Annotated in this window: 23 protein-coding genes; 15 read left to right on the top strand and 8 right to left on the bottom strand. The window is 39.3% G+C overall.

Annotation, left to right across the window (positions count from 1 at the left end):
- Positions 1 to 11: 11 nt before the first annotated feature.
- Together RWN13_RS20665 and RWN13_RS20670 are read right to left on the bottom strand one after the other, a co-directional pair.
- Entirely contained in the window at positions 12 to 860 is an 849-nt protein-coding gene (locus RWN13_RS20665) for a sugar phosphate isomerase/epimerase family protein (RefSeq protein ID WP_314067615.1), read from the bottom strand.
- A 125-nt stretch (positions 861 to 985) separates the two neighbouring features.
- Positions 986 to 1,810, bottom strand: coding sequence for an AraC family transcriptional regulator (locus RWN13_RS20670; protein WP_314067617.1), 825 nt, complete (start codon positions 1,808 to 1,810; stop codon positions 986 to 988).
- A 431-nt stretch (positions 1,811 to 2,241) separates the two neighbouring features.
- On the opposite strand from RWN13_RS20670, the gene RWN13_RS20675 reads away from it, so the two are divergent.
- The 6 genes from RWN13_RS20675 (at position 2,242) to RWN13_RS20700 (ending at position 7,987) form a co-directional block, all read left to right on the top strand.
- A complete protein-coding gene (locus RWN13_RS20675; protein WP_314067618.1) occupies positions 2,242 to 3,120 on the top strand; it encodes an AraC family transcriptional regulator in 879 nt (292 codons plus the stop codon).
- Between the two features lie 86 nt (positions 3,121 to 3,206).
- A complete protein-coding gene (locus RWN13_RS20680; RefSeq protein WP_314067619.1) occupies positions 3,207 to 4,286 on the top strand; it encodes a Gfo/Idh/MocA family oxidoreductase in 1,080 nt (359 codons plus the stop codon).
- Positions 4,287 to 4,303: 17 nt separating this feature from the next.
- A complete protein-coding gene (locus RWN13_RS20685) occupies positions 4,304 to 5,053 on the top strand; it encodes a sugar phosphate isomerase/epimerase (protein WP_314067621.1) in 750 nt (249 codons plus the stop codon).
- Complete coding sequence (locus tag RWN13_RS20690) at positions 5,054 to 5,773, top strand: ThuA domain-containing protein (protein ID WP_314067622.1); 720 nt, start codon at positions 5,054 to 5,056, stop codon at positions 5,771 to 5,773.
- 66 nt (positions 5,774 to 5,839) lie between these two features.
- Positions 5,840 to 6,808, top strand: coding sequence for a sugar phosphate isomerase/epimerase (locus RWN13_RS20695; RefSeq protein WP_314067623.1), 969 nt, complete (start codon positions 5,840 to 5,842; stop codon positions 6,806 to 6,808).
- Positions 6,809 to 6,934: 126 nt separating this feature from the next.
- A complete protein-coding gene (locus RWN13_RS20700) occupies positions 6,935 to 7,987 on the top strand; it encodes a Gfo/Idh/MocA family oxidoreductase (protein WP_314067624.1) in 1,053 nt (350 codons plus the stop codon).
- Positions 7,988 to 8,148: 161 nt separating this feature from the next.
- On the opposite strand, the gene RWN13_RS20705 is transcribed toward RWN13_RS20700, so the two are convergent.
- Complete coding sequence (locus RWN13_RS20705) at positions 8,149 to 8,814, bottom strand: histidine phosphatase family protein (protein ID WP_314067625.1); 666 nt, start codon at positions 8,812 to 8,814, stop codon at positions 8,149 to 8,151.
- Positions 8,815 to 9,080: 266 nt separating this feature from the next.
- On the opposite strand from RWN13_RS20705, the gene ppdK reads away from it, so the two are divergent.
- The 3 genes from ppdK to RWN13_RS20720 all read left to right on the top strand — a co-directional run bounded on the left by ppdK (position 9,081) and on the right by RWN13_RS20720 (position 13,332).
- Positions 9,081 to 11,705, top strand: coding sequence for a pyruvate, phosphate dikinase (ppdK, locus tag RWN13_RS20710; RefSeq protein WP_314067626.1), 2,625 nt, complete (start codon positions 9,081 to 9,083; stop codon positions 11,703 to 11,705).
- 169 nt (positions 11,706 to 11,874) lie between these two features.
- Positions 11,875 to 12,513: a helix-turn-helix transcriptional regulator gene (locus RWN13_RS20715; RefSeq protein ID WP_314067629.1), complete on the top strand. Its 639-nt coding sequence runs from the start codon at positions 11,875 to 11,877 to the stop codon at positions 12,511 to 12,513.
- A gap of 15 nt (positions 12,514 to 12,528) precedes the next feature.
- On the top strand, positions 12,529 to 13,332 hold the full coding sequence (locus RWN13_RS20720; RefSeq protein ID WP_314067630.1) for a pyruvate, water dikinase regulatory protein: 804 nt from the start codon (positions 12,529 to 12,531) through the stop codon (positions 13,330 to 13,332).
- 96 nt (positions 13,333 to 13,428) lie between these two features.
- Here the strand turns inward: RWN13_RS20720 and RWN13_RS20725 are convergent, their stop codons facing one another.
- On the bottom strand, positions 13,429 to 14,079 hold the full coding sequence (locus tag RWN13_RS20725; RefSeq protein ID WP_314067632.1) for a TetR/AcrR family transcriptional regulator: 651 nt from the start codon (positions 14,077 to 14,079) through the stop codon (positions 13,429 to 13,431).
- Positions 14,080 to 14,268: 189 nt separating this feature from the next.
- Here RWN13_RS20725 and RWN13_RS20730 point away from each other — a divergent pair, with 189 nt between their 5' ends.
- Complete coding sequence (locus RWN13_RS20730; RefSeq protein WP_314067633.1) at positions 14,269 to 15,615, top strand: APC family permease; 1,347 nt, start codon at positions 14,269 to 14,271, stop codon at positions 15,613 to 15,615.
- 49 nt (positions 15,616 to 15,664) lie between these two features.
- Here the strand turns inward: RWN13_RS20730 and RWN13_RS20735 are convergent, their stop codons facing one another.
- A complete protein-coding gene (locus tag RWN13_RS20735) occupies positions 15,665 to 16,333 on the bottom strand; it encodes a MarR family transcriptional regulator (RefSeq protein WP_314067635.1) in 669 nt (222 codons plus the stop codon).
- 396 nt (positions 16,334 to 16,729) lie between these two features.
- On the opposite strand from RWN13_RS20735, the gene RWN13_RS20740 reads away from it, so the two are divergent.
- Positions 16,730 to 18,445 carry an ABC transporter ATP-binding protein gene (locus RWN13_RS20740; protein ID WP_314067637.1) on the top strand — a complete coding sequence of 572 codons (1,716 nt, stop codon included), beginning with the start codon at positions 16,730 to 16,732 and terminating at the stop codon, positions 18,443 to 18,445.
- Complete coding sequence (locus RWN13_RS20745; protein ID WP_314067638.1) at positions 18,442 to 20,217, top strand: ABC transporter ATP-binding protein; 1,776 nt, start codon at positions 18,442 to 18,444, stop codon at positions 20,215 to 20,217. Before RWN13_RS20740 ends, RWN13_RS20745 begins: the two co-directional genes overlap by 4 nt.
- Before the next feature lie 45 nt (positions 20,218 to 20,262).
- Here RWN13_RS20745 and RWN13_RS20750 read toward each other — a convergent pair whose 3' ends face one another.
- From RWN13_RS20750 to RWN13_RS20760, 3 genes are all read right to left on the bottom strand, one after another.
- A complete protein-coding gene (locus tag RWN13_RS20750; RefSeq protein ID WP_399553708.1) occupies positions 20,263 to 20,886 on the bottom strand; it encodes an MBL fold metallo-hydrolase in 624 nt (207 codons plus the stop codon).
- Between the two features lie 72 nt (positions 20,887 to 20,958).
- A complete protein-coding gene (locus RWN13_RS20755; RefSeq protein ID WP_314067639.1) occupies positions 20,959 to 21,717 on the bottom strand; it encodes a MerR family transcriptional regulator in 759 nt (252 codons plus the stop codon).
- An 85-nt stretch (positions 21,718 to 21,802) separates the two neighbouring features.
- Positions 21,803 to 22,177: a hypothetical protein gene (locus tag RWN13_RS20760; RefSeq protein ID WP_314067640.1), complete on the bottom strand. Its 375-nt coding sequence runs from the start codon at positions 22,175 to 22,177 to the stop codon at positions 21,803 to 21,805.
- 190 nt (positions 22,178 to 22,367) lie between these two features.
- Here RWN13_RS20760 and RWN13_RS20765 point away from each other — a divergent pair, with 190 nt between their 5' ends.
- The 3 genes from RWN13_RS20765 to RWN13_RS20775 all read left to right on the top strand — a co-directional run.
- Entirely contained in the window at positions 22,368 to 22,973 is a 606-nt protein-coding gene (locus RWN13_RS20765) for a DUF5052 family protein (RefSeq protein ID WP_314067641.1), read from the top strand.
- An 11-nt stretch (positions 22,974 to 22,984) separates the two neighbouring features.
- Positions 22,985 to 23,764, top strand: a complete 780-nt coding sequence (locus RWN13_RS20770; protein ID WP_314067643.1) for a sulfite exporter TauE/SafE family protein — start codon at positions 22,985 to 22,987, stop codon at positions 23,762 to 23,764.
- Positions 23,765 to 24,497: 733 nt separating this feature from the next.
- The coding region (locus RWN13_RS20775; protein WP_314067644.1) for a SpaA isopeptide-forming pilin-related protein at positions 24,498 to 26,668 on the top strand (2,171 nt) is incomplete at its 3' end.

Below are 26,668 nucleotides of genomic sequence, written 5' to 3' on the forward strand. Positions count from 1 at the left end.
AGTATCCTCTCTTACTGATTGATTTGATGTTTCAAGAAAGCAATGGCTTCCGCAATATCTTTTTCAGGTTGGTCGCCAACTTCTCGTTCGATGGTTAAGTATCCGGTATAACCAATGTCTGTTAGGGCCTTAAGATAATTTGGAAAATCCACATCGCCTTTCCCAAGGGGGAGTTCAATAAAGGCTTGACCGCTTTGGATTTCATCTTCAACTGTGCCACTCATGCCGTAAAGAATTTCAGGGTCCCGGTCCAATAGTTTACGTCCGTCTTTTGCGTGAGTGTGAACGATGTAGTCCTTCAGCGTGTAGACGGCTTCAACTGGATCATCGCCAGTGACCATAACAAAGTTGGCTGGATCGAGATTGACGGCGACGCCTTTCCCAGGCAGTGGATCAAGAAATGCTTTTAAAGTAGTTGCAATTTCAGGGCCAGTTTCGATGGCGAAATGTGCGTCCAGGCTATTGGCATATTCAGCTAATTGAAAACAGGCTTCCTGCATCAACTTAAAACGATCGTGAGCGGGATCATTGGGAATAACGCCAATATGAGTCGTGACAATGTTAGCATTTAATTCCTTTGCTAAATCAAGGACTTGTTTCGCTTCATCGATAATAGCTGGATACTTGCTACGATCATGGAGCATTAAATCGGTTACTAAACCGGAGATTTCAAGTCCTGAATCACGTACTTGAGATAAAAATAATCCAGTTTTTTCATTAGTCAAATGACGGGCAGTCAGTTGGCCATTCAGGGCGTGGATTTGAATCCCTTGAGCCCCGACTTCAACCGCTTTCTTTAAAGCGGTTTCGTAATCTGTTCTAAACGATTCTAACATCACGCCTATGGGAAATTTGTACATCTGATATCCTCCTAAAATTTTTTGTTTGTTGTTACCAGTGTAGCTCTTTTTGGTCTAGTATTTAAGATGGAAAGTTGCTGTCTCATAAGACAATCTTGCTATGATAACTAAAAAAAGCAAACTAATTAAGTAGTTTGCTTTCTAGCTATTTCAACCGATGGTAAGTAGCCAAAGTGCTTGCGATACATTTTAGCAAAATAAGAAGGATCATTAAACCCGCAAGCTAAGGCACAATCAGCTACTACAGCGTCTTTCTTTAATAAGAGAACTTGAGCACGGGTGCAACGAAAATGGTTGATAAATTCATTGACAGTCAATTCAGTGACTTCTTTAAAAATACGACAAAAATGAAATTTGCTGACACCAATGGCCAAGCAAATATCGTCGATTAAAATAACGTGCTGATAATGTTGACTGATGTAATCAATCCCCAGTTTAGTTAACTCAACTTTTGAATGACTGAGGACAGGCTGGGAGAGTGGCAAAGGCGAATAGTCCAGCTCACGAAACAATAAAGAAATCATTTCCAGACACATGCCTTGTAACATGGTTTTATAATGTGTTCTGTAGCCATCGAATTCAGCCATCATCCTTAAATAAAGAGCCAGGATTTCCGAGTGATTTATCTTAGTTTCGAAGTTGACTGACGTGTAGTCCAACTGATGTTGGTTAATAAAAGTTTCTTCTATAATTAAGCACCGATAGCGGCTAGTCTGTGTGATGGTTTTAAAGGTGTGCAGACAATTAGAATTAATTAAAATAATGTCCCCAGGCAAAGCGAGATACTCCTGACCATCAATTGAGATAACCATCTCACCTTCTTGAATGTAAAGCAATTCGATATTGGTGTGCCAATGAGGTAGCACTTCATTGTCGATTAAACAATTGTGAAGTAATAGAGGTAACTCAGGATCTGGGCAAAGATCGGTTTCGTAAAAAGCTGTTTCCATGGTTGGACTCCTTTACTTAAATCTTGCACATAGGTGACTAAAGAGATAAGTCTAGTATACAGGAATATAGCTGAAAATAAGCTTGTAAAAGGAAAAAAACTTAAAATAATTAATGGTGTCAATGATAAACCTATTATCTCTAGAGAGGACATCGAATGAAGAATAAAATCGTGACACGGATTAAGCAATTTGTGATTAGTTAATATCAACAAAAAAAGAACAGCAATTCTAAGGATTTTCATGTAAAATGGAAGGGATGAATAGTTGTTTTTTCAGAATATCAACTAACCATGTTAGAATTTACTGGACCATTTCGAATGGCTAACAGCTGGATAGCAGAAGGTATAGACATCATGTTAATAATCAACCTATAGTTCCATTGAATTATTTAGTAGGAACTATGTAGCAAAATGTTTTAGGAGGTAGTGAGTGTGAGCGTTAGTAAATATTTAGAAATTCCCAAGATGGACAGTCGCTTTCCCTTTCGTTGTTTTATCGATTATGGTAAAGGGCTGGTCTATCCTCACTGGCATAAAGAGATAGAAATTATTTATGTGATTAAGGGGACGATTAAAATTGGGGTTAACGATGAGCTGATTACCGTTAATGAAGGCCAGATTTATTTCTTTGACAGTGGCGCCACCCATTATTTTTTGGCCACGCCAGAAAGTGAACGGTTGGTTTACCAGTTTGATAGTAAGATGTTTAATGAAGGTATTGAAACCATGGAAAATGGGCAACCCCTCAAGGAAATTTTCGCCAGTCGGGAAAACTGGAGCCTGAACTGGCCCCGAGAAATTGAGGTCGCGATGTGCCAACACTTGCAAAAACTTTACGACGAAACACTAAGTAGAGAAGCAGGGTATGTTTTTGCGGCACAACAACATCTTTACGGCATTTTAGTGTTACTTTCAAGAAAAGTTCCTGAAAAGTCACATTTGATGAAAAAAGCTTTAAATGATGACTCCATGAAAAATAAAGAGACTTTAGAACGAATGGATAAAGTGTTTGCTTTAATTGAAGCTAATTATAATCAGGGGATTACCTTGGAAGAAGTGGCCAAATATGTTGGCTTTAGTCCTCACTACTTTACTCGTTTTTTTAAGAAGAACACAGGAACGACCTTTGTTGGTTTTCTAACTGAGTATCGCATTAACATGGCTAAATCGATTTTGGGAACCGAAGAGATGCCCATGATTGAGGTTGCAGAAAGGTCAGGATTTAACAGTGTTAAAACCTTTCACCATGTCTTTAAAGAAAACGTAGGCATGTCCCCGTTAAAGTATCAAAAGTCAATATTCGGGAATTAGTCCGTAAGTCTTGGGAAGAAATCCTTTACATTATTTTGTATAGTAGTGGTATCAACAAATACAAAAATGATGTGGAGGATTTTTTTATGACGTTAAAAGTAGGAATTATTGGATGTGGTGGTATTGCCAATGGCAAACACATGCCAGCTTTAAAGCAAGTTAAAGAGGTAGAAATGGTGGCTTTCTGTGATATTATTGGTGAGCGTGCTGAAAAAGCCAAGGAAGAGTTTGGCTCTGCAGAATCTAAAACATATACGGACTATAAAGAACTATTAAAAGACGATTCAATCGATGTGATTCACGTTTGTACACCAAATATTTCTCATTCATTTATTTCAATCGATGCGATGGAAGCGAAAAAACATGTCATGTGTGAAAAACCAATGGCTAAAACGTCAGCAGAAGCCAGGGCGATGATTGAGGCGTCAAAACGCACAGGAATGAAATTAACGATTGGCTATCAAAATCGTTTCCGCACAGATTCTCAATATTTGCACCAAGTGTGTGAAGCTAATGAATTAGGTGAGATTTACTTAGGGAAAGCTCATGCGATTCGTCGTCGTGCCGTTCCAACGTGGGGCGTATTCTTAGATGAAGAAGCACAAGGCGGTGGCCCATTAATTGATATCGGGACTCATGCTCTTGACTTAACTCTATGGATGATGGATAACTATAAACCTAAGTATGTCGTTGGAAATGCTTATCATAAATTATCTCAAACTAAAAATGCAGCCAATGCTTGGGGACCTTGGGATCCAGAAAAATTCACAGTTGAAGATTCTGCTTTTGGTTTTGTCACAATGGAAAATGGTGCAACAATCTTCCTAGAAGCTAGCTGGGCCCTTAACACCTTAGATGTTTCTGAGGCAACAACAACCTTGTCAGGTACTAAAGGTGGGGCAGGCATGAAAGATGGCTTGCAGATCAACGGTGAAGACCGCGGTTTATTATACGAGAAGAAAATCGATACAGAGGCAGCTGGTGTAGCTTTCTACGAAGGCGCAACAAACAGTCCAGAAGTACTTGAAGCCCAACAGTGGATCAATGCCATTATAAATGACACAGATCCTGTTGTTTTACCAGAACAAGCTCTAGTGGTGACAGAAATTTTAGAAGCGATGTACAAATCGTCTGAAACAGGCGAACCAGTATTCTTAAACAAATAACCTTGAGGTGATACGAAATGGCGAAGATTAGTTTACAATTATGGAGCATTCAAGAAGAATGCGCCAAAGATTTTTTAGGAACATTAACAAAAGTCAAAGAGTTCGGTTATGATGGGGTGGAATTTGCTGGTTATTACGAGACAGAAGCAGCCACATTAAAAGCACATTTAGATGAAATCGGTTTGGAAGTCTCTGGTTCCCATGTTCAATCGGAAAAATTGGTCAATGATTTAGAGAATACCATTGCTTATGAAAAAGCCTTAGGTAATACACATGTCATCATTCCTTGGGAACAAGGGGAGACATTAGCCGATTGGCAAGAACACTTTGCAAAATTTGCTACTATTCAAAAGCGTTTGGAAGAAGAAGGCTTAGTTCTTGGGTATCATAATCACGCCCATGAATTTACTCAGGTACCGGATGTTAACGTGCTGGAGGCAATGATTGAAGCCGTACCAGGGATTAAATTAGAAGTTGATACGTACTGGGTGGAATTTGCCGGTGAAATTGCGATTAAATGGATGTCTAAAAATAAAGAGGCCATTAAATGGTTGCATATCAAAGAAATGCGCCGAGACGGTGATGTTATTGAAAGTACTGAAATTGGCACGGGGATTTTACCAATTAGAAGTTTCGTGGAATTTGCCAAGGAAAATCAGATTGAGTGGCTGGTAGTTGAACAAGAAGCTTTTCAGGAGTATGAACCGATTGAAAGTGCGAAAATCAATGTCACAAACTTGCGTAAAATTGTCGAAGAGGTATTTTAGATGATTAACGTAACCGCTTGGAATGAGTATCGACATGAATTAGAAAGTGAAGAAGTTCGTGCCGTTTATCCTAATGGGATTCACGGGCAACTTCAATCCTTTTTAGAGGAAGAGTTTACCGTTCAGACAGCGACCTTGGATCAGCCAGAACATGGCTTAACGGAAGATGTTCTCGGTAATACTGATGTGTTGGTTTGGTGGGGGCACATGGCTCATCAAGAAGTTAGCGATGACATCGTCAATAAAGTCCATCAACGGGTCCTAGAAGGTATGGGATTAATCGTCTTACATTCGGCTCACATGTCTAAAATATTTATGAAATTAATGGGCACAAGCTGTGATCTTAAATGGCGAGAAGCCGATGAAACTTGCCGCATGTGGAGTGTCAATCCCAGTCATCCGATTGTGGAAGGAATTGGGGAATACATCGAACTGGAACGTGAAGAGATGTACGGCGAACACTTTGATATTCCAGCACCGGATGAGCTGATTTTCATTAACTGGTATGAAGGGGGCGAAGTTTTCCGTGGTGGTTGTACGTATCGTCGTGGTAACGGGAAGATATTTTATTTCCAACCAGGGCATGAAACTTATCCATCATACTATCATAAAGATGTCCAACGAGTCATAAAAAACGCGGTTCGCTGGGCAAACCCAACGGCTAATACTTATCCAGCCTATGGCAACCACCAACCTTTAAACAGCATTAAACCAAAATAAAAAAATAGCTGATTTGCTTTAGCTTAAGGTTGAGGTAGAATCAAGCTTTTCAAAGGAGCTATCACCATGAAACTAGGCGTATTTACACCCTTATTCAATAACTTGAACTTTGATGAAATGATCGAAAAAGTGTCGGCAGCAGGTTTACAAACTGTGGAAATTGGTACAGGAGGTTCACCCGGTACAGCTCACTGTGATATCGATGGCTTACTAGCTAGTGAAGAAGCACGCAAAGAATATGCTGACAAATTAGAGGCAAAAGGATTAACAGTCAGTGCTTTTAGTTGTCATCACAACCCGATTTCACCTGATCCGGCTGTTGCGAAGGAAGCGGATGAACTATTACGTAAAACCATCAAGCTAGCCTCGTTAATGAATGTACCAGTCGTCAATTGTTTCTCTGGTGTCAGTGGTGGTAATGCTACTGATACAGCGGTTAACTGGCCAGTCTTACCTTGGCCAACAGAGTATAACGACAGTTATGAATGGCAGTGGGAACATAAGTTAATTCCTTACTGGAAAGAAATTAACGACATTGCTGTTGCAGCAGATGTCAAAATTGGCATTGAATTACATGGTGGCTTTTTGTGCCACACGCCTTACACCATGTTGAAATTACGTGAAGCAACTGGGCCAGCTATTGGGTGTAACTTAGATCCGTCACACTTGTGGTGGCAAGGAATTGATCCAGTTGGTGCAATTAAAATTCTTGGAAAAGCAGGTGCAATTCACCATTTCCATGCAAAAGATACATACTTAGATCAAGATAATATCAACATGTATGGACTAACTGATATGCAGCCATACGGCAACGTTCAAACAAGAGCCTGGACCTTCCGTTCAGTTGGATGTGGACACAGCTTGCAAGACTGGTCCGATATGATTAGCGCATTGCGTTTATATGGTTATGATTATGTTTTAAGTATTGAACATGAGGATCCAATCATGTCAATTGACGAAGGCTTTAATCGTGCCGTTACTAACTTAAAATCAATCATGATTAACGACATGCCAACCGACATGTGGTGGGCATAAAAAGATTGTCCTGTCTGTTGTAAAAAGTTTAATAAGCCATTCCCTAATTGCTTGTAAATAAAAATCTTAGTCCTCAAGCAGTTGCTTCGAGGACTATCCTAATAATCCATAAAGGAGACAATAGTTGTGAAACCAATAAATTTTGTAGTAGTCGGTTTTGGCGGTATGGGCGGGTACCATGCTCGTGGTTTAATCGGTGAAAATCAATTCGTGAATACCTATGGTACTTATGATATCGATCAGAAAAGACAAGAGGCAGCAAAAGAAGAAGGCTTTAAGGTCTATAGCTCCTTCGAATCAGTTCTAGCTGACGAAGCGGTCGAGGCCGTTTTAGTGGCTACCCCGAACGATTCTCATAAACAATTAGTAATCGATGCCTTAAGAGCAGGCAAGCATGTGGTGTGTGAAAAACCAGTGATGATGTCGGTGGCTGAGTTTGATGAGGTCGTTAAAGTATCAGAAGAAACTGGAAAGGTTTTTATGACACACCAGAATCGTCGCTGGGATTCTGATTTCTTGATCATTCGCGATTTGTATAAAAGTGAAGAAATTGGCTCCTTGTTCCAAATTGAGTCCAGGGTCCATGGCGCCAATGGCATTCCAGGTGACTGGCGTCATTTAAAAGTTCATGGAGGTGGCATGCTTTTAGACTGGGGTGTCCATCTATTGGACCAATTACTATTTATGGTTGACAGCCCCATTAAAAGTGTTTCAGCTGACCTTAGCTACGTCTTAGGTGACGATTGTGACGATGGCTTTATGACTTACATTATTTTTGAAAATGGTGTTCGTGCCCATATTGAAGTCGGCACAAGTAATTTTATTAAACTACCTCGCTGGTATGTCAAAGGCTATAAAGGCACCGGGATTATTAATGACTGGGATCTTTCAGGAGAATTAGTCTTGCAAAGAGAGACAGATGTTAAACACGAACCAACACCGATTCAAGCGGGTCAAGGGTTAACCAAGACAATGGCCCCCCCTTCGGAAGAGATGACCGAGCGTCGTGAATTGCCAAAAGTTACGGCGGAATTTGATTCATTTTACGATAACTTTTATCAAGTGGTCCGTGAGAGTGCTGAAGCAGTTGTCAAGAACCCTGAAGTACGTGATTGTCTAGTCTTAATTGAAACGATTTTTAAAGCGGCCGAAACTGGCGAAACCATCAAAATGAACTAAGAAATAAAGCAGTCATCCCTTAATCTAGGGGTGACTGCTTTATTTTTATCATAGAATTTCAAAACGAATTATGAGGGAGAGTGGTCTAATTATAAGAAAAATGAGCAAAAAGAATGATAAAAGAAGTCTCTCCAATTGATTGTCTGGTTGCCGATATATTTTTAGTGGTTACCTTGTTCCAAATAACTCATGTCATTGATACTTATGACGTCGAATTTCCCCGCTGAGTAACGGACTTTTGAGACGCTACCATTTTGAAGTTTAGGGAAAACTACTTCACCAGAAACTAAAGACAGGAAGTGGGCAATCGTTAACCCGTGTGCTACAACCAAGACTTCCCCGGCTTCTTTTTCAGCAATAGCGGTCATCCCAGTCAAAATCCGTTCTTTAATGACCTCATAAGGTTCCGCCCAGTTTCGTTCGTCTAAATCAAGAATTGCTCCTGCTATTTCTTCATAGGAAAGAGGTAAAGCTAATAGTTCCTTAGCATTTTTAAAGCCAGAACGTTCTGCCATCAATTGAAACCAAGTGGATTCCAGTTCGCCTTCAAAACTTCCGAAACTCCATTCTCTAATACGAGGATCGGTGTAGTGATGGATGCCTTGGGGTTGTTTCTCTAAGATTAAACGAGTGGTCTCTTGAGCGCGGCCGCTATCACTGGAATAAGCTACCGTGAAGGGAATCTCCTTAAGGCCTTTACTGAGAGACCTGATACCTTGGCGGCCTTCTGGTGTTAAGGGGGCATCAGACCATCCTTGAACTCGTTCTGTTGCGTTCAACATGGTTTGTCCATGTCTCGTGATATATAAAACTGTCTCAGAAGTCATTTAATTCTCCTATCTTTTGTTTGTTATCTGACTGTTATTGCAAAAACCTTCCCTATAACTATAGCATAATAAGGAAAGATTTCTAACTGTTTTAGCAGGAAGTGGCAAAGTGGTCAAATTTTTGAGAGAAAGCAGATGTGCCAAACCGATTTTTCTAAAGATTAAAAATTGTTAAAATATTAAAAAGCTATTGATTTTTAATAAGACGTCATATATAGTGTGTTTAGCGAGAATAATACGTCTTATTTGAGAATGGAGAGTTATTAATGATCAAAAACGTGTATCAATTTCATGAAGGAAAGGCTGATATGAAAGCAATTCTTGGTGGTAAAGGGGCTAATTTAGCAGAGATGGTTAATCTTGGTTTACCAGTTCCACCAGGATTTACTATTAGTACAGATGCTTGTATGACTTATCTTAATCATCAAGAACAATTATCACAGGAGTTGAAGGAAGAAATCTTGAATGGCTTAAGACTTTTAGAAAACAGACATGGCAAAAAACTGAATGATGAGATTGATCCCTTATTGGTTTCAGTTCGCAGTGGCTCAGTCTTTTCAATGCCTGGTATGATGGATACCATCTTGAATCTTGGGCTTAATGATCAAACGGTGGAAAGTCTTGGGCGAAAAACAGGGGATCAGCGTTTTGCTTATGATTGTTATCGACGGTTGTTGCAGATGTTTGGTGATGTGGTTTTTGGTATTGATAAAAATCGTTTTGAACAATATTTAGCATATTTGAAGGATCAGTATGACTATCAATCCGATACAGAGCTGACAGCGGAAGACTTGAAGCAGGTGGTTAAAGCCTACCAAGATATTTATCGGGAAACGATTCATCAGGAATTTCCACAAGACCCCTTGGAGCAGCTCTTTTTAGCTATCGAAGCGGTTTTTAGGTCATGGAATAATCATCGGGCGATTGTTTATCGCAATTTGAATAATTTGCCTCATGATTTAGGGACGGCTGTTAACATTCAGTCGATGGTTTTTGGCAATAGTGGTCAGGAAAGCGGAACAGGGGTGGCGTTTACACGAAATCCAGCTACAGGTGATCGGCAACTTTTTGGAGAATTTTTATTGAATGCTCAAGGAGAGGATGTCGTAGCTGGAATTAGGACTCCAGAACCGATTAATCAATTAGCAGAGCGTTTGCCGAAAGTTTTTCACGAGTTTAAAAAGACCGCCAGCTTATTGGAAAACCACTACAGTGAGATGCAGGACATCGAATTTACTGTTGAAGATGGCACCTTGTATTTTCTGCAAACCCGCAATGGCAAACGAACACCACGAGCTGCTTTTCAGATAGCCTATGATATGGTAATGGAAGGCCTGATTACGAAAGAGGAAGCACTCTTAAGATTGAATCCAACCATGATTGACCAACTGATCCACCCAGTTTTTACGTTAGAGGGTTTGCAAAAGGCACAAGAAATTGGTCGTGGATTACCTGCAAGTCCAGGTGCAGCAACAGGAATGGTTGTTTTTGATACTCAGCGGGCAAAAGCGTTGGTTGACGATGGCCATAATGTTATTTTAGTGCGACAAGAAACGTCACCAGAAGATGTGGAGGCTATGAGTATTAGTGAAGCGATTGTAACCAGTCGTGGTGGTATGACATCTCATGCGGCAGTTGTTGCTCGAGGGATGGGCACTTGTTGTGTAGCTGGTTGTGGTGATTTGGAAGTCAATGAGACGGTTCGCAGGATTCGTTATCAAGGTGGCACGATTAAGGAAGGGGACATCATCTCGGTAGATGGCAGTCTTGGTATTATATACTTGGGCCAGATTGCCACTGAGAGCAATGAAGAAAGTCAAGTATTTCAAAAGATTATGAACTGGGCCGATGAGGTTGCTGTCATGAAAGTTCGAGCGAATGCAGAAACCCCACAGGAAATTAGAGCAGCATTTAATTTTGGCGCTACAGGCATTGGGTTGGCGCGTACGGAGCATATGTTTTTTGAAGGCCCACGTCTAAAAGCCATGCGTCAATTAATCTTAGCTGAAAATATGCAGCAACGAGTTGACCCTTTACAGATGTTACTGAAGACGCAAACTGAGGACTTTCAGTCGATATTTGAAGTGACGAGGGAGCGAGGAATCGTGATTCGTTTATTGGACCCGCCCTTGCATGAGTTTTTGCCTCATTCTCTCAAAGAAGAGTGTGAACTGGCGAGCGAACTTGATATGGATGTTAGCATGCTACAAAGCAGAATCAGAGAATTGCATGAGACTAATCCGATGTTGGGCCACCGTGGTTGTCGTTTGGGAATAACCTTTCCTGATATCTATGAGATGCAGGTCAAAGCAATTATCCGCAGTAGCTGTCAGCTAGCGAAAGAGGGAATTAAGGTGGAACCAGAAATCATGATTCCATTAGTCGGTGTTAAGGAAGAGCTCGTACGTTTGCAAGAGATGCTAGTCAAGGTGATTGAAGAGGTCTTAGCAGAAGAACAGGTGAGCATTAGTTATACCATTGGTACGATGATTGAATTGCCAAGAGCGTGCTTGATTGCGGATCAATTAGCAGAACGAGTCGATTTTTTCAGTTTTGGAACCAATGATTTAACTCAAATGACCTACGGCTATTCACGAGATGATGCAGGTAAATTTATTACTCACTATCAGCGGGAAGGTGTTTTGCCAATTGATCCTTTCCAACAAGTTGATGTGGAAGGGGTTGGTCAATTGATGAGAATGGCTATGGAAAAAGGGCGTCAAAGCAAACCTGATTTAAAAATCGGCGTGTGTGGTGAAGTGGGGGGAGATCCTGAATCAATTGCATTCTTTCAAGCAATCGGGTTAAATTATATTTCGTGTTCAGCCTATCGCGTACCAATTGCGCGATTAGCAGTTGCTCAAGCGGCCATTAAGGCAAACAATCAGTAGAAAGAAGCAATTATATGAGCAAAAGATATTGTCTCAAAGAAAGCCACGGGGATTGCCTAAAAGTTTTATGACTCTTTTATATTCTTTAAAACTTTCCAATGAACCCTATTGTAATTAAATGAGACGTCTTATATAATGAGTATATTAACTAATAAGACGAGGGATTGACATGGAGCTATCAGAAAGACAGAAAAAAATTATTAAGATAGTCAAGGAAAATGAACCAATTAGTGGCGATAAGATTGCGGAACAGCTGGGGTTAACTAAGCCAACCCTGCGGAGTGATTTGTCACTTTTGACTATGACAGGAATACTTGATGCTCGACCAAGAGTAGGTTATATTTACTCTGGTCAAACCATCGAACCTCTTCTCTACGAAGAATTGTTTCATTTAAAAGTTCAGGAAATCATGGTTCCACCAGTCTTTATTAAACAAGGGACATCTATTCAAGATGCCATAACGGATTTATTTATGCACAACACAGGCAGCCTTTACGTAATCGATGATGAAGGGGATTTTGTCGGATTATTGTCTCGTAAGGATTTATTGCGAGCAACCGTTAATAATAGCCATATTAGCCAAACTCCTGTTGCTATGATAATGACTCGGGTCCCTAATATTATCACGATTACATCAAAAGAGCGCATTATTGATGCTGGATATTTGATTATTCATCAGCAAGTTGATTCCTTGCCTGTAGTGGAAGAAGAAGGTAGTTCAAAAGTGATTGGCAAGGTGTCAAAAAGCAAGTTATTGAGCCATTTTGTGGCAGCGGGTTACGAAGTGGAAAAAAATAAAGAAGAGTAAAAGAGGAATGAAAAAATGACCAAAGCAAACTTATTTATTGTCTCAGACTCTGTCGGCGAGACTGCCCAAAAAGTTATTTCAGCTGTAATGGCACAATTTCCAGATATTGATGAAACAGACATTCGTCGTTTTCCCTTTATCAATAATGAAGCCGATTTAACCAAGATTTTAGCTGATGCCCTAAAGGAACGAGCTGTTGTTGTGGCAACACTTGTTAGCCGTGATTTAGTCAAGGTTTTAGAAGAGTTCTCAGAACGGACAGGTTTAGATTATGTTGATTATATGACACCGTTGACAGAATTAATTCAAGGTAAGACTGGTGTTATTCCCAAAGAAGAGCCAGGAGCTTTGCACAAGTTAAATCAAGAATATTTTAATCGGGTAGCAGCTATCGAATTTGCCATTAAATACGATGATGGCAAGGATTCCCGAGGTTTTAAGCAATCAGACTTTGTGATTTTAGGTGTCTCGCGTACATCAAAGACACCACTAAGCATGTATCTAGCCAATAAAAGTTACAAGGTATCTAACTTGCCTTTAATACCTGAAGTTCCCTTACCAGAGGAACTTTTGGAGATTTCCTCTGAGCGGATTATTGGCTTAACGGCAGATCCTGAGCGGATTTTAACAATTAGGCAATCCCGCCTGAATGGTTTAGGGTTAAGTGGAGAGTCTAAATATGCAAATATTGAACGGATTAAAGAAGAAGTTCAATATGCGGAAGATGTTTTCAAAAAATTGAGCGCTCAAGTGGTAGTCGTGGATGATAAAGCTGTGGAAGAAACGGCAGCTATCATTGAAGGCTTTCGTCGTAGTTAGTAATATTTAAGAGTTAAGGGGATATTCCATAATGTATAGCTAATTTGTAGAGAATTCTACTGTAAAAAACCTGATTAACTTTGAACGTAGCAAAAGTTAATCAGGTTTTTTTTGTGCTTCAGCTACTTTTCGCTTGATTTCCACCATCACATCATCACTTAAAATATCCAGACCAATAGAAGAAAGGACATATTTTGCCGCCTCATTTTTATCCCAAATTTCCTCTGTTGGGGTGGGGAAAAGGGCATGTGTATACCAGGTAACTAGGAGTAAAATAACTACTTCTGCGATTTGTTTTGGATAAGGTACATTGATTGAACCATCTTGATTACCGGTAATAATCATCTGTTCAACGTAAGGAACTAGAATTTTGTTATTATTATTGACATGCATCAAAAATAGTTTGGGATTGTCCAGCAAGGGAAAACTGGCAGTAAAGTTAGTCAGAGATTCATCATTGGAAATCCCTTCTAAAAATAGATGCTGTAGTTTTTCTAATCCGTTTAGATCTTGCCGTTGAATGATGACATCGATGTATTTAGGATTCAGGACTAGACGTTTTACAACGGCATCAACAATCTCATCTTTCGAGTTAAAATGGTGATAAATTGCTCCTCGCGTCAAGCCATCTAATTCGTTGACGATATCTTGAATACTAGTTTTTTCATAGCCTTTCTGGATAAAAAGATGGGCAGCCGCATTTAGAATGTCGTTAATAGTATCTTCCGAATTATAACGTTGAGTCATAGGTGATCTCCTTTACGTAATGAGTGTTTGTTATTAGTATACTATGAATGAAAGAGAAGTGTGCAGAAAACAGCCTCATCTGACGTTACTTTAATGAGAGAATAGGATGAAAAAATACCATAATGTTATTAAATGGTAGGAATTGTGCTATAATCAAACGATATTAAAGGGATAAGGGAAGACAAACAAATGAAAAAAGAGCAACATTACGGACTAATGACAGCTATTACCATGATTGTGGGGATTTGTATTGGTTCAGGTATTTTTTTTAAAGCAGATGATATTTTAAGGATGACTGGAGGAAGTGTCCTTCTTGGCGTTCTCGTCTTATGTATCGGTGCATTCAGTATTATTTTTGGTAGTATTAGTTTAACAGAACTATCGATTAGAACCGATAAAAGCGGTGGCTTAGTCGGTTATTTTGAAGCATTTATTTCACCTAAGATGGCCAGTGCTTTTGGTTGGTTTCAAACGTTTTTGTACTTTCCAACAATTAATGTGGTAGTTGCCTGGGCCGCAGGTATTTATACGTTGATCATCTTGGGATTACCTAATATATTAGAATGGCAGATCCTAATAGGCGTGATCTATCTGTTGATTATTTATGGTATGAATTTTATCTCACTGAGGTTAGGTGGCTATTTTCAAGTAATCTCAACTTATGTTAAATTGGTTCCCTTAATCGGAATTGCAGTAATTGGTTTCTTTTGGACTAAAGGGCATCCAGACATACCCGCTAATTTAACAGCTGTTCCTCTGACCAATGTCGGCTGGGGCTGGTTAGCAGCATTAGCTCCAGTTGCTTTTTCATATGATGGTTGGCCGATTTCAACGAGTATTACCAATGAAATTAAAAATCCTAAACGAACGATGCCTTTAGCCTTAACCATAGGCCCTCTGATTGTTTTAGCGGTTTACGTGACTTATTTCTTAGGCATGAACAAACTACTTGGCTCAGAGTACATTTTAGCTGCTGGTGACCAAGCGGTTTATGCTGTGGGAGAATGGTTATTGGGGCCAAGTGGCGGAACAATCATTACCTTATTTGTGATCGTCTCTGTCCTTGGTGTTACTAATGGTGTCACATTGGGGAATTTAAGGATGCCTCAGGCGTTAGCCAGCAAAGGGATGATACCTCAGTCCGAGAAAATTGCTAAGATGGATTTAAAGAAACAGTTGTCTTTTGCGTCATTTAGAGTGTCTCTGGCCTGTTCTTTATTTTGGATGGCGATTCATTATTTGACTCAAAAAACTGGCATTTTAGCTGGGGGAGATATTAGTGAGATAGCGATTGTTTTTGGTTACATGTGCTACCCTATTTTGTACGTGAAAATCATTCAAATGAAACGCAAAGGTGAGATAAAAAGCACTTTTAAAGGATTGATAGCACCTGTTTTCGGTATTTTAGGAAGTCTGGTGATTGTTGTAGGAGGAATTATTTCCAACTATACTTACGTGCCTATCTTTATCTTGATTTGTTTTTTATTTTGCTTAGCAGGTTATCTTTACTACGAGAAAAAAGTTCAACTAAAATAAGAAAAACCTCACCACTTAGTAGTTAGCTAAGTTGGTGAGGTTTTTTAGATTAGTCATCCTCGCTAGGACGAGGAAATTCTGATTCTGGTTCGTTAAAATTGGCACCATCATATCCTGGCCCACTGAAAGGGAAATCACGAGGATCAAAATTTGGTGGAAAAGGAGCCTCAGGATGTGGTCTGCCACCACGGTGACCACCAAAACCAGCCATTGTTCGAGGATCAAAATGTCCAGGTCTGCCACGACGGCCAAAACCACGACGAGTATCTTGAGGGATTTCTTTTTCCAACTCGACAATCAGCTTCGTCATTGTTTGACCAAACTGTTGTTGCTCAAGTTCGGTTAAATGATCAAAAATAGAGGTTTCAGTTTGTGGTTCAGCTAATTCATCAGCTGCTTTCTTACCGGCATCAGTTAAGGTGATGGTCATAATCCGACGATCTTCCTCAGCAGGCTTGCGGGTAATAAAGCCGGCATTTTCCAATTTTCCTAATAGTTCTCCTAGAGATTGAGGGCGCATATCCAGCAAGAATGATAATTCTTTTTGGGTGATAACAGGTTGGAGTTTTAGTAAGGATAAAACGCGGCCTTGTCCTTTATGGGGATTACTGGCTGGACCACGACCTTGGCGATTTTTTTGGAAGTGGCGGTGCAATAACGACTCTAGTGTAATAAAACGTTCGACTAATTCTTCATTTGTAAAAGTTTCTTGAGACATATAATTTCCTCCTTGATGTTAGAAAGTCACACTTAGTTAACGTAAAAAGTGTGTTTACGATTAGCTACCTTCAAACGCGTTTTGAAGAAAGCTAATATTATTAATCAGGTACCTGTCTATCCGTTATTATAAAGGTACCTGATTAATTTGTCAAGAAGTTTAATCAGCAGTAAAAAGGGGGAAGATGGTTACTGAAATTTATTTAACTCTTTTTTAGAAGCCATTAATAGAAGAACTCTGCAGAGGGGAAGACATAAACTGAGGAGCAAAGCAGGTAATTATCGAAATAGCCTTGACAAATTAGACAGGTACCTTTACAATTCAATTCAGTAAGGTACCTGTCTAATTACCTGATAATTTGGCAATGGCTAAGTTATCTGAAATGAGTGATGAAGAATGATGAAATTAGTTAAACATGTGTCGAAAGGGGCGGTTGTGTCTGCCTTAGTATTTTTAGTGATTCAAGTGGGCTGTACCTTGTATTTGCCCTATTTAACAGCGAAGATGGTAAATCAAGGAATTCTTCAAGGGGATATTGGGTTTATCTGGAGCCAAGGGCGCTTAATGCTTGGCTTAACGGCAGTCAGTTTAATAGCAGCTTATCTAAATACGGTGATTGCGGCCAAAGTCTCTTTTAATTTTGGCAATCGATTACGTGAGCTAATGTATCAAAAAGTACTGAGCTTCTCAAAGGAAGACTATGACCATTTTGGGACTTCCACATTAATTACCCGTAATATTACCGATGTCAGTCAAGTTCAAAATTTATTGTCAATGTTTTTAAAATTTTTAGTATTAGCTCCTTTGTACTTAATTGGCGGAATAACTTTAACGTATATGCTAAGTCCAAAACTTGCCTTTATTTTTATAGCGGTCTTACCGTTTCTTTTTGTAGCGGCAATCGTTGTTCATAAGATTGCCAACCCGCTTTATGAAAAGATGCAGAGAACAATCGATCGCTTAAATGGGATATTCCGTGAAGGTCTCACAGGAGTGAAAGTCATTCGGGCATTTAACCAGGAGAAGTTAGAGGAACAAAAATATCAGGAAAGCAATGAAGCCTATCAAACATACTCAATTAAAGCCGGGACGATTATGAGCGCATTTATCCCTTTCATTAGCTTATTAATGAATGTGACAACGCTGGTGGTACTTTGGGTTGGCAGTCATGATGTTGTCAATGGTATCAGTGAAATCGGGTCAATTATGGCCGTTTTAACTTATTCTGGCCAAATTTTAATGGGCTTTGGAATCTTGACAAGTGTTATTTTGGCAGTACCAAAGGGCCAAGTATCTGCCAAGCGACTAAATAATGTGCTTCAAATGCCTAATGAGGTGGCTGAAAAAAAGGACGCTATTGACCAAGATGTTTCGGAGGGGCTAGTGTTGGACAAGGTTAATTTTAGTTACCCTGGGGCGTCAAAAGGAGTTCTCGAGCAAGTTAGTTTAAAGGTGCAAGCGGGTCAAACTCTAGCGATTATTGGAGGGACAGGCGGTGGCAAATCCACCTTGCTAAATCTGTTGAATCGTCAATATGAACCAACTAATGGCATGATATATTGGCAGAAGCAAGTGTTGTCCACCTTAGAAAAATATCGCTTAAATGAGCTGATGAGTATCACCCCTCAAAAAGCCACGTTGTTTAGAGGCACGATTCGTTCTAATTTATTGTTAGCTAATGAGAAAGCAAGTGATGCTGAGTTGTGGCAGGTTTTGGCCTTAGCTCAGGCTAATGAATTTGTTTTACAGTTGCCAAAGGGGTTAGATAGCCAAGTTGAAGCTGGAGGGGATAATTTTTCTGGAGGCCAAAAACAAAGACTATGTATTGCTCGCACACTTTTAAAAGAGGCTGAAGTTTATCTCTTTGATGATTCATTCTCAGCCTTGGATTTTAAAACAGATCGGGCCATTCGGCATAGTTTAAAAGTGAAGTTGGCCAATAAACTAACGGTTATTGTGGCTCAACGCATTAACACCATTATCGAAGCAGATGTGATTGTGGTTCTCGACCAAGGGAAAGTCGTCGGAACAGGGACTCATCAGGCCTTACTGGCAACGAATAAAGTCTATCAAGAAATAGTCAAATCACAACAAGAAGAGGTGGCAGCATGAACAAAGTAAAAGAGACAGCCAAAGCCAAGGATATTAGTGTAACATTGAAACGGTTATTAAGTTATTTGAAAGGCAGTCGTTACCTATTAATCCTTGCGTTGAGCTTGGCTATTATTGGGACATTATGTCAAGTGTTAATGCCGAAGATGTTAGGGAACAGCACGACACTTATTTTTAATAGTTTAGGAAATCCTGTTTTTTCATTTACGCCTTTATTACGGCAGTTATTATTGGTTGGTAGCTTAATGGTAGGGGTCTTTCTGACAACGTTTGCTCATCAGCGGCTAATGTTAGTCATTAGTCAACGGGTGATAGTTAAATTACGCAGTCAGTTAAAAGCAAAAATGAATCGTTTGCCTGTTAGTTTCCTGGAACAACAAGCAAAAGGTAAATTGATGTCGATTGCTGTCAACGATTTAGAAAATATTGTTAACACACTACAGTCGGGTTTAACGGAGATGATTGGCAGTTTTGTGATGCTAATTGGTGTGTTTTTCTTTATGCTGACAATTAGCTGGCAGTTAACCGTAGTGGCGGTATTATTGATTCCTGCAAGTTTGCTTGTGATGAAAGGGCTGACCCCTCATACTCAAAAACACAATCAAACTTACTTAGCAAAACAAGGGGATTTAAATACCCACATTGAAGAAACTTATCAGGGATTTGCCTTACTTAAAAGTTACAATCATGAGGAAGCGGAATTGGCAACTTTTAGAACAACCAACAACCAAATGGCCGTTGCTGGCTGGAAAGCTCAAAGTTTTGGCGGGAGTATGATGCCAACTTTGTTGAGTTTGCAAAATGTGGTTTATATTCTAATTGCGGTTTTAGGCGGGCTGAAAGTCATGAGTGGGACTATAACCATTGGTGATATGCAAGCTTTTCTACAATATTCAGGTGAGTTTTCTCATCCATTGATTCAAACTGGCCAAATTTGGAATGATTTATTGTCAGCGACGGCTTCGGCTAAACGGGTTTTTGCTATTTTAGATGAGACGGAAGTTCCCGATCAGCCAGCTTACTTGGCGGCCAAAGAAAGTCAAGCCAAGGTTGAATTTGAAGACGTAACGTTTGGCTATGATCAACCTTTACTTAAGGGGTTCAATTTAGCCGTTACTCCCGGGGAGACGGTTGCCATTGTCGGGCATACAGGGGCTGGGAAATCCACTTTAATTAATTTATTGGAGCGCTTTTATGAGTTGCAAGGTGGGGTCATTCGAATAGATGGTGTCGATACTCGTCAATTAAGTTACCAGGATTTACGACAACGCTTAGGCATGGTTCTTCAGGATACGTGGTTGTTTTCTGGCACAATTCTAGAAAATTTGCAGTATGGCAATAATCAAGCTAGTTTTGAAGAGCTAAAGCAATCAGCGAAAGCCGCTTATGCAGATGAGTTCATACAAATGTTACCTGACGGTTATCAAACCATCCTTAATGAGGAAGTCAATAATTTATCTCAGGGACAAAAACAATTAATCACGATTGCTCGGGCATTTGTCGCTAATCCGGAAATACTGATTTTAGATGAAGCAACATCTAATGTAGACAGTCGGACAGAGCTACTAATCCAAAAAGGCATGAAGGAACTGACGAAAGGACGAACTAGTTTTGTGGTGGCTCATCGTCTTTCAACGATTTACGATGCAGATCGAATTTTAGTCATGAAAGAAGGGCAGATTGTTGAAATGGGCAGCCATCAAGAGTTGCTTATTCAAAATGGCGAATACGCTGATATTTATTACAGTCAATTTGCTCAGAAAGCCGCTTAAAAAAAGCGCTCCTGTTATGCCATCGAGCATTTCAGGAGCACTTTTTTAGTTGAAGAAAGGGTTTGTGGCGATTTCTTGACCGATTGTTGTTGGTTCACGATGGCCTGGATAAGCGGTGTAATCAGCTGGTAATGTCAATAACTGTGTTTGCACACTTTCCAGTAATTGTGCCATATTACCAGTAAATAGATCTGTTCGACCAATGCTTCCAGCGAATAAGGCATCACCAGTCACTACAAAGTTATCACTGTGGAAAATGAAACTGACTCCTCCAATGGAATGACCAGGTGTTGGAACGACTTCAAAGGTCATCCCTCCAAGTGTGTATTCTTTCATCGTAAATTCCTGTTCAGCTGGTGAGACAATAATTGGTTGTCCACCCATTCCAGATAAGTTTAACTGGGGGTTGCCTAACCATTCTTGCTCTAATGGACTGACATAAACGGGAACATCATATGCCTGACGAATTTCTTCAACCGCCCCAATATGGTCATAGTGAGTGTGGGTTAATAAAATGGCGACAGGTGTTCTATCAAGCTCTGTGATAAAGCTTTTAATTAAATCAGCATCGTTGCCTGGATCAATCACAAGTAAATTTTCTTCATTGTAAATCAAATAGCAGTTTTCTGCTGCAGGTCCTGTTGTGACAAAATACTTAACATTAATCATTGAAATGTTCCTCTCTTTCTTTACCAGTCTAGTATAGCGAAAAAGAGCGAACTTGACAAAGGAAACTGATCGTTACGCGTAGTACTGGATAATAGCGTTCAGTAAACGGGTTGCCCCTTCACCGACTTTTGAATCATAATAAGCCGTAAAATCAGGCGTAGTAATGTACATCTCAGCAAGACCTTTATGGGCTTCAGCAGAATACTTTTTCTTACTCCAAGCTTGAGTGAGCCACTCTTTATGCAAACTGAAAATTTCAGCCGCCTTTTCTGATGGCACCTCGATAGTTCCGTGATCAGCTAGTAGTACCAGCAGACGCTGTTCATTTGTTTGCATAGCTTGATACGCCACTTCTGTCATAGTCATTAAAGCGGCATTGGAAGCATCAATTCGTTCATCGCCATATTTTTTGCGAATTTCGTCACCGTAGCTTGCTTCATTTTCCTTAATTAAATCCTGTTTGAATGCTTCAAATTTTTGTGTATCTGTCATCGTTATTTCTCCTTTTTGAGCCGAAATCGTGGAATCAATCGTATGAATCAAGGCGCTTAAGCGCTGATTTTTAAGAACGAGAGCTTCCCGGTGGCTTTCTAATAATGTCAGATAATCCAAATTAGGCTGATTGAGAATGGTGGCAATTTGTTCGAGGGTCAAGTCAAGCTCACGGTAAAAAAGGATTTGCTGCAGTTTGTCGACTTCCTCTTGTCCGTAGATGCGGTAACCTGATTGGGTCGTATAACTAGGCGTCAATAAAGCTATTTGATCATAATAGCGCAAGGTTCGTGTGGTGACACCAGCTAATTTTGCCAATTTATTAATAGTATATTCCAATTCTTTTTCCTCCCTTATGGTTGCTGACAAGTTTACTATAAACTATGACGTAACGTTAAGGTCAAGTTTATAAAGAAAAATAATGCTATCGTTGATACAAATGAACCTTACCCAGAGGGGTGACGGTCTGGTTATCAACAATTAGTCCACCTTGATCTTCCATAGCATAAAGGAAGGGCACTTCTGTTTCAGTTAGGACCCGATAGATAGAACGATGTTGTTCGATTGAATGCTCAATGTCAGCTTCAGAGAGGCCAAAGGTTTGGAATGGTGCGATCAATTCAGGGTAAAAGCGACCGTTGTTCCCATAAAAAGAGTTCCAATTAGCCAGGGGAATCTCACCGTCGGCAAAAGAAAAAGGGAGAATGGTAACCGTCATATTGGATTTAATATAAGCGGAAACAGCCTTATAAGCCCATTTCTCGTGGAAATTATATAGGTTAAAAAGTAGTTGTCTCATGAAACAGCCTCCTAGTTATATTTAATAAATAGAGTAACTCTTAAATTAATGATATCATATTAAAAAGATATACCTGAACAATGTTCGCGCCTGACTAGTCTGAGGACATTAATGGTAATTTGCAAATAGACTAGGAAATGTCAGAAAATAAAGGTAAAATTGAACATAATAGAGAAATGAGGGAACTAAGATGACCAAACATAATAAGAAAATAATCATTATAAGTCTATTAATGATTGCTGTTATTGGCCTAAGTGGCTGCCAAAATGCCCAGATGTGGTTTAAAGATTTTGAACAATCCTTTAAGGGGTTAAACATGACCATTCGGACGTATGATGATGAGAGTCAAATTATAGATGAAATTACTGGAAAGTCGGTTTCGATTGAACGGGATACAGATTTTGATTCCGAAGAAGATAGCGCAGATTCTTCTGTTTTACGAGTTAGTGTTGGGGGAAAAGAGCTACATCACGTGGGCTCTTCAATGGTTGTAGCAGAAAATGGCTTGGAAAATGTTTTTGATGATTATGCCCAAAAATATGACTTAGCTGACCAGGATCGTTCGATTCCGATTGTCAATAAAATGGTTGACGAGTTCAAAAATTCCTTTACAGGTAAGAAAAAAGTTGTCTTAATTCGCAGCCAACGGGGTTATCCATTGGCAACATATGCGGGAGATAAGGTCTCCTTATACAAAACAGATGTCCCAAAAAGTACAGGAATTTTAATTGATGGTAGTTACCTCTTTATTTATCGTTGTGATTATACTATTTATGATCTAGAATTGCTAGAGTAGGAGGTCAGTCAGTGGGAGTCTATTTAATTTACTTTATCATCATCGTACTTTCTAATACAGTCGGGGCCGTATCGGGAATGGGCGGTGGTGTTATTATCAAACCGGTTTTTGATACGTTTGCGTTTCATTCGTTAGCTGCTATCACTTTTTATTCCAGTGTAGCTGTCTTTACGATGTCGATTTCTTCTACCTATAAACAATTAAAAAATGGCGTAAAAGTCAATTGGATACAGGCACTGTTTATTTCAATCGGTTCAATAATTGGTGGGATTGTTGGCAATCGATTATTTGGCTACTTACTGGAGTTTTATGGCAGCGAACAACAGGTTCAGCTGATTCAAATTGTCCTTACGATTGTCTCATTGGTCTTAGTTCTCATCTATACACTTGGAAATCCTAAAATGCTGCACTTAAAAAGCCCCTTTGTTTATTTATTGGTTGGTTTGTTTTTAGGCGGATTCTCAACGTTGTTGGGGATCGGTGGTGGACCGATAAATGTTTCTTTACTGGTTTTTTGTTTTGGCTTAAGTATGAAAGATGCAACCGTTTATTCAATTATTACGATTTTTTTCTCCCAATTAGCTAAATTAATCGAAATCGCTTTTTCGACAGGCTTTGAATCGTATGATTTAACGATCCTTTTGGCGATTATTCCCGCGGCTTTATTAGGTGGTTATTTAGGTGGGGGAGTTAGTGGTAAGGTCTCAGACAAAGTTGTCTCGAAAATATTTATTACAGTTGTGATAGTAGTCATAGCTATTAATGTTTTGAATGGTATTAATTTATTTTAGTGTTATTTAATTAAGCCGATTATCTGTCCTGATTAAAATTTTAGAGTGAGAGGCCTTCCCTTAAGGAAAGTCCTCTCGCTCTTTTTTGTGGAAAAGTCATTAAATACAGGGAAAAATGAACGATTAATATACCTTTGTTAAGTGATAATTTTTCTGTTGTCACAATAAAGCAGTAAAACTGTACACTAACTGATGTAAAGCTCTATTATAATGTTTTTATTAGACTTATTTTTGATATTAGTTCTATTGTTTTTAAAAAAATGATGAAAATAATCAGAGATATGGTACAATAATAAATATATAATTTCGGACTATTTATAGATAGTTGTCTTAAAAAATGGGATTAATGTTATTAACACTATTTTTTTGTTATTTTAATCTTTTTCTTAGACCGATATTTAAGTAGACTAAACATTTATTATTGGTTTAACTACATGACTCTATTGTTGAAAAAGAGTCTTTCTGAAGGGCAGGTGAAGCATTTTAAAGAATATGCTGTCTTAATTATACAATAGTGAATAAAGGCACCATTAGGTCATTTTAAAGTAGTTTTGCTGATGGGAACTTATATCCGGACATGTTGTGCTCAATAGTTAAAAAACAGTTCGTTTATGCCTGTTCAATACATTTTTTAGTGAGATGGTTTCAATAAAGGGGCCTGAGGTGAGTTTTATGATTGGTGGTAGTAATTAAAGTGAGACACTCGTTATTAGCTAGGAATAGGAGAGAAGATATGTTGAAACTGACGCAATGTAAAATAAAGATAGTATCATTATTACTTACAATTATGATGGTTGTTAATGTTTTACCGCTGGCGGCAATTGCCGAAATAGGTGATAAAGGAGAGCTGGGACAAGTCATAGAAACTGAGCAGAGCCAGCAGGAAACAGAGGAATCCGAGAATATTCCTAATTTAACTGAAGTCCAGTCTGATAGTTTAATAACTGAAATGACCGACGAGATTGATACTGAGGAGAACCAAGGGGGAGAGACAGAAGAGACTGCTCCTCTCGTATCAACGGCACCAGTTAATCGCAGTGATTTAGTTGTTATTACGGGTGTTAATATGTTAGTAGATATTGGTGGTAAATGGGTTTATATCATTAAAGATAACTTGTTGCAACCTGACATCCCATCTTTTAGCAAGGGGATGAGAATTAAGTTTGAGTATTCCTGGGATATTTCAAGTGAGAACTTGAGTCAGTTTCAACCGGGTGATTTTTTCGAAGTGAGTTTACCAGATACCTACTTTCAATTTCACGATACCCTCATTAGCTATGACTTGAAAGATCAAAATGGGGCAGTTATTGGTAACTTTACAGTCAAGGATAATAAAATTGTCTCGACATTAAATGAACTTGGAACATCAAAAAATGAAATTAGAAACGGCTTTTTATCAGGGATTGGCTATACGGTCCTTGAGGGAGATGAAATTACCCTCTCGACCGGTGGGATTATGCTACCACCTATCACGATTGATCCAGGGGGCTCTTCAGGAAGTGAAGAGATAGAAGATTTTGGTGATTTATTCAAGTCTGGTGCAAAGTTTGAGGAGAAAGGCGATCTTGAATGGCGAATTTTTGTTAATTACGATAATTTTCGTAAACAGTTTAATAATGAGAGCGTTGTAGCCTTTAATAATGTTGTACTAACAGATGAGATCGACACAGGCATGGTAGTTAAGGACAGTGAACTGAGAATTGAGGCCTCTATTTACGTTGCTAATGAAGAGGGACGAATGACCAATCTCTCATTAGATTGGTTCTCATTTAAGGAATTATTTGTACCGATTCCATATGTTGAAGGGATGAGTGAAAGCCAGTTTGAACTGGCGGTAAAAACCTCACCTAATCCAGCCTATGGTATTTACGCGAATCGGAAAGTGATGATTAATTTTGGGAATCTTCCTGGTTCTAATATTAAATACCCAGCTTACGTTACAGCAAACAATGGTCAGTGGATTAAGGAGAAGTTACAAGAGCTAGTTGATGAGAACAAAATTAGTCAAAAACAAGCCGATGAAACACAGCAAAAATATGCGACTAATCCTGAAATCATCGGTTGGGTTGTGACGATCCCGACACAGGTAGTTGGTGGATCAGATACCTATAATAACACGGCTACATTAACGTATAACGACAGTGAAATTGCCAGTTCAGGGACGCAAATTGAATTCAATGATATTAACGGTGGGGCCGAAACTAACGAACCTGGAAGTGTTGTAATAAAGAAGACTGATGAAAAACTAACTCCTTTAGAAGGCGTGTCATTTAAATTGCAAAAATTAAATACGGAAACAAATCAGTTTTTAGATTATCTCCCGCAAGATAATTTAGGCGGCATTGAAAGAATAACAGGGACTGATGGTACTGTGACCTATAAGCGTTTAACTTATGGCGAGTATCAGGTTGTCGAAACTAAAGGTCTAAATGGTTATGGAGAGCCGATATATACCCCTAGTGAGCGTTTCAGCATGACCGCCCAAACTACTACTGGTATTGAAATCAATGTGGTAAATGAGTTGTTAAAAGGTCAGGTGGAATTGACTAAAACAGATGCTAAAACATCTGAAAAACTAATGGGAGCGATCTTCGAACTTCAAGATGTTAATGGCGCTTATCTGAGCGGCCCTTATGAAACAGGGGAAGATGGCCTTCTAGCAATTGATGGCTTATTACCAGGCCACTACCAATTAGTGGAAACTCAGGCTCCAACAGGTTATGACTTAGATACCACCCCGGTGAAATTTGAAATTGTTAAAAATCAAAAAGTAGCTCTTAAGGTTAGTAAAACTAATCAAGAAACGCCAGGTTCTGTCATATTGGAGAAGCTAGATCAAAAAACAGCTAAAAAACTAATGGGAGCGATCTTCGAACTTCAAGATGTTAATGGCGCTTATCTGAG

The organism is uncultured Vagococcus sp., from assembly GCF_963518325.1.
Taxonomy (GTDB): Bacteria; Bacillota; Bacilli; order Lactobacillales; family Vagococcaceae; genus Vagococcus_D.

What these genes read in the sequence shown, in the direction of transcription:
- RWN13_RS20665 (WP_314067615.1), bottom strand. Translation starts at nt 860, where the DNA reads ATGTACAAATTTCCCATAGGCGTGATGTTAGAATCGTTTAGAACAGAT.
- RWN13_RS20670 (WP_314067617.1), bottom strand. Translation starts at nt 1,810, where the DNA reads ATGGAAACAGCTTTTTACGAAACCGATCTTTGCCCAGATCCTGAGTTA.
- RWN13_RS20680 (WP_314067619.1), top strand. Translation starts at nt 3,207, where the DNA reads ATGACGTTAAAAGTAGGAATTATTGGATGTGGTGGTATTGCCAATGGC.
- RWN13_RS20685 (WP_314067621.1), top strand. Translation starts at nt 4,304, where the DNA reads ATGGCGAAGATTAGTTTACAATTATGGAGCATTCAAGAAGAATGCGCC.
- RWN13_RS20690 (WP_314067622.1), top strand. Translation starts at nt 5,054, where the DNA reads ATGATTAACGTAACCGCTTGGAATGAGTATCGACATGAATTAGAAAGT.
- RWN13_RS20695 (WP_314067623.1), top strand. Translation starts at nt 5,840, where the DNA reads ATGAAACTAGGCGTATTTACACCCTTATTCAATAACTTGAACTTTGAT.
- RWN13_RS20705 (WP_314067625.1), bottom strand. Translation starts at nt 8,814, where the DNA reads ATGACTTCTGAGACAGTTTTATATATCACGAGACATGGACAAACCATG.
- ppdK (WP_314067626.1), top strand. Translation starts at nt 9,081, where the DNA reads ATGATCAAAAACGTGTATCAATTTCATGAAGGAAAGGCTGATATGAAA.
- RWN13_RS20715 (WP_314067629.1), top strand. Translation starts at nt 11,875, where the DNA reads ATGGAGCTATCAGAAAGACAGAAAAAAATTATTAAGATAGTCAAGGAA.
- RWN13_RS20720 (WP_314067630.1), top strand. Translation starts at nt 12,529, where the DNA reads ATGACCAAAGCAAACTTATTTATTGTCTCAGACTCTGTCGGCGAGACT.
- RWN13_RS20725 (WP_314067632.1), bottom strand. Translation starts at nt 14,079, where the DNA reads ATGACTCAACGTTATAATTCGGAAGATACTATTAACGACATTCTAAAT.
- RWN13_RS20730 (WP_314067633.1), top strand. Translation starts at nt 14,269, where the DNA reads ATGAAAAAAGAGCAACATTACGGACTAATGACAGCTATTACCATGATT.
- RWN13_RS20735 (WP_314067635.1), bottom strand. Translation starts at nt 16,333, where the DNA reads ATGTCTCAAGAAACTTTTACAAATGAAGAATTAGTCGAACGTTTTATT.
- RWN13_RS20740 (WP_314067637.1), top strand. Translation starts at nt 16,730, where the DNA reads ATGATGAAATTAGTTAAACATGTGTCGAAAGGGGCGGTTGTGTCTGCC.
- RWN13_RS20745 (WP_314067638.1), top strand. Translation starts at nt 18,442, where the DNA reads ATGAACAAAGTAAAAGAGACAGCCAAAGCCAAGGATATTAGTGTAACA.
- RWN13_RS20750 (WP_399553708.1), bottom strand. Translation starts at nt 20,886, where the DNA reads ATGATTAATGTTAAGTATTTTGTCACAACAGGACCTGCAGCAGAAAAC.
- RWN13_RS20760 (WP_314067640.1), bottom strand. Translation starts at nt 22,177, where the DNA reads ATGAGACAACTACTTTTTAACCTATATAATTTCCACGAGAAATGGGCT.
- RWN13_RS20765 (WP_314067641.1), top strand. Translation starts at nt 22,368, where the DNA reads ATGACCAAACATAATAAGAAAATAATCATTATAAGTCTATTAATGATT.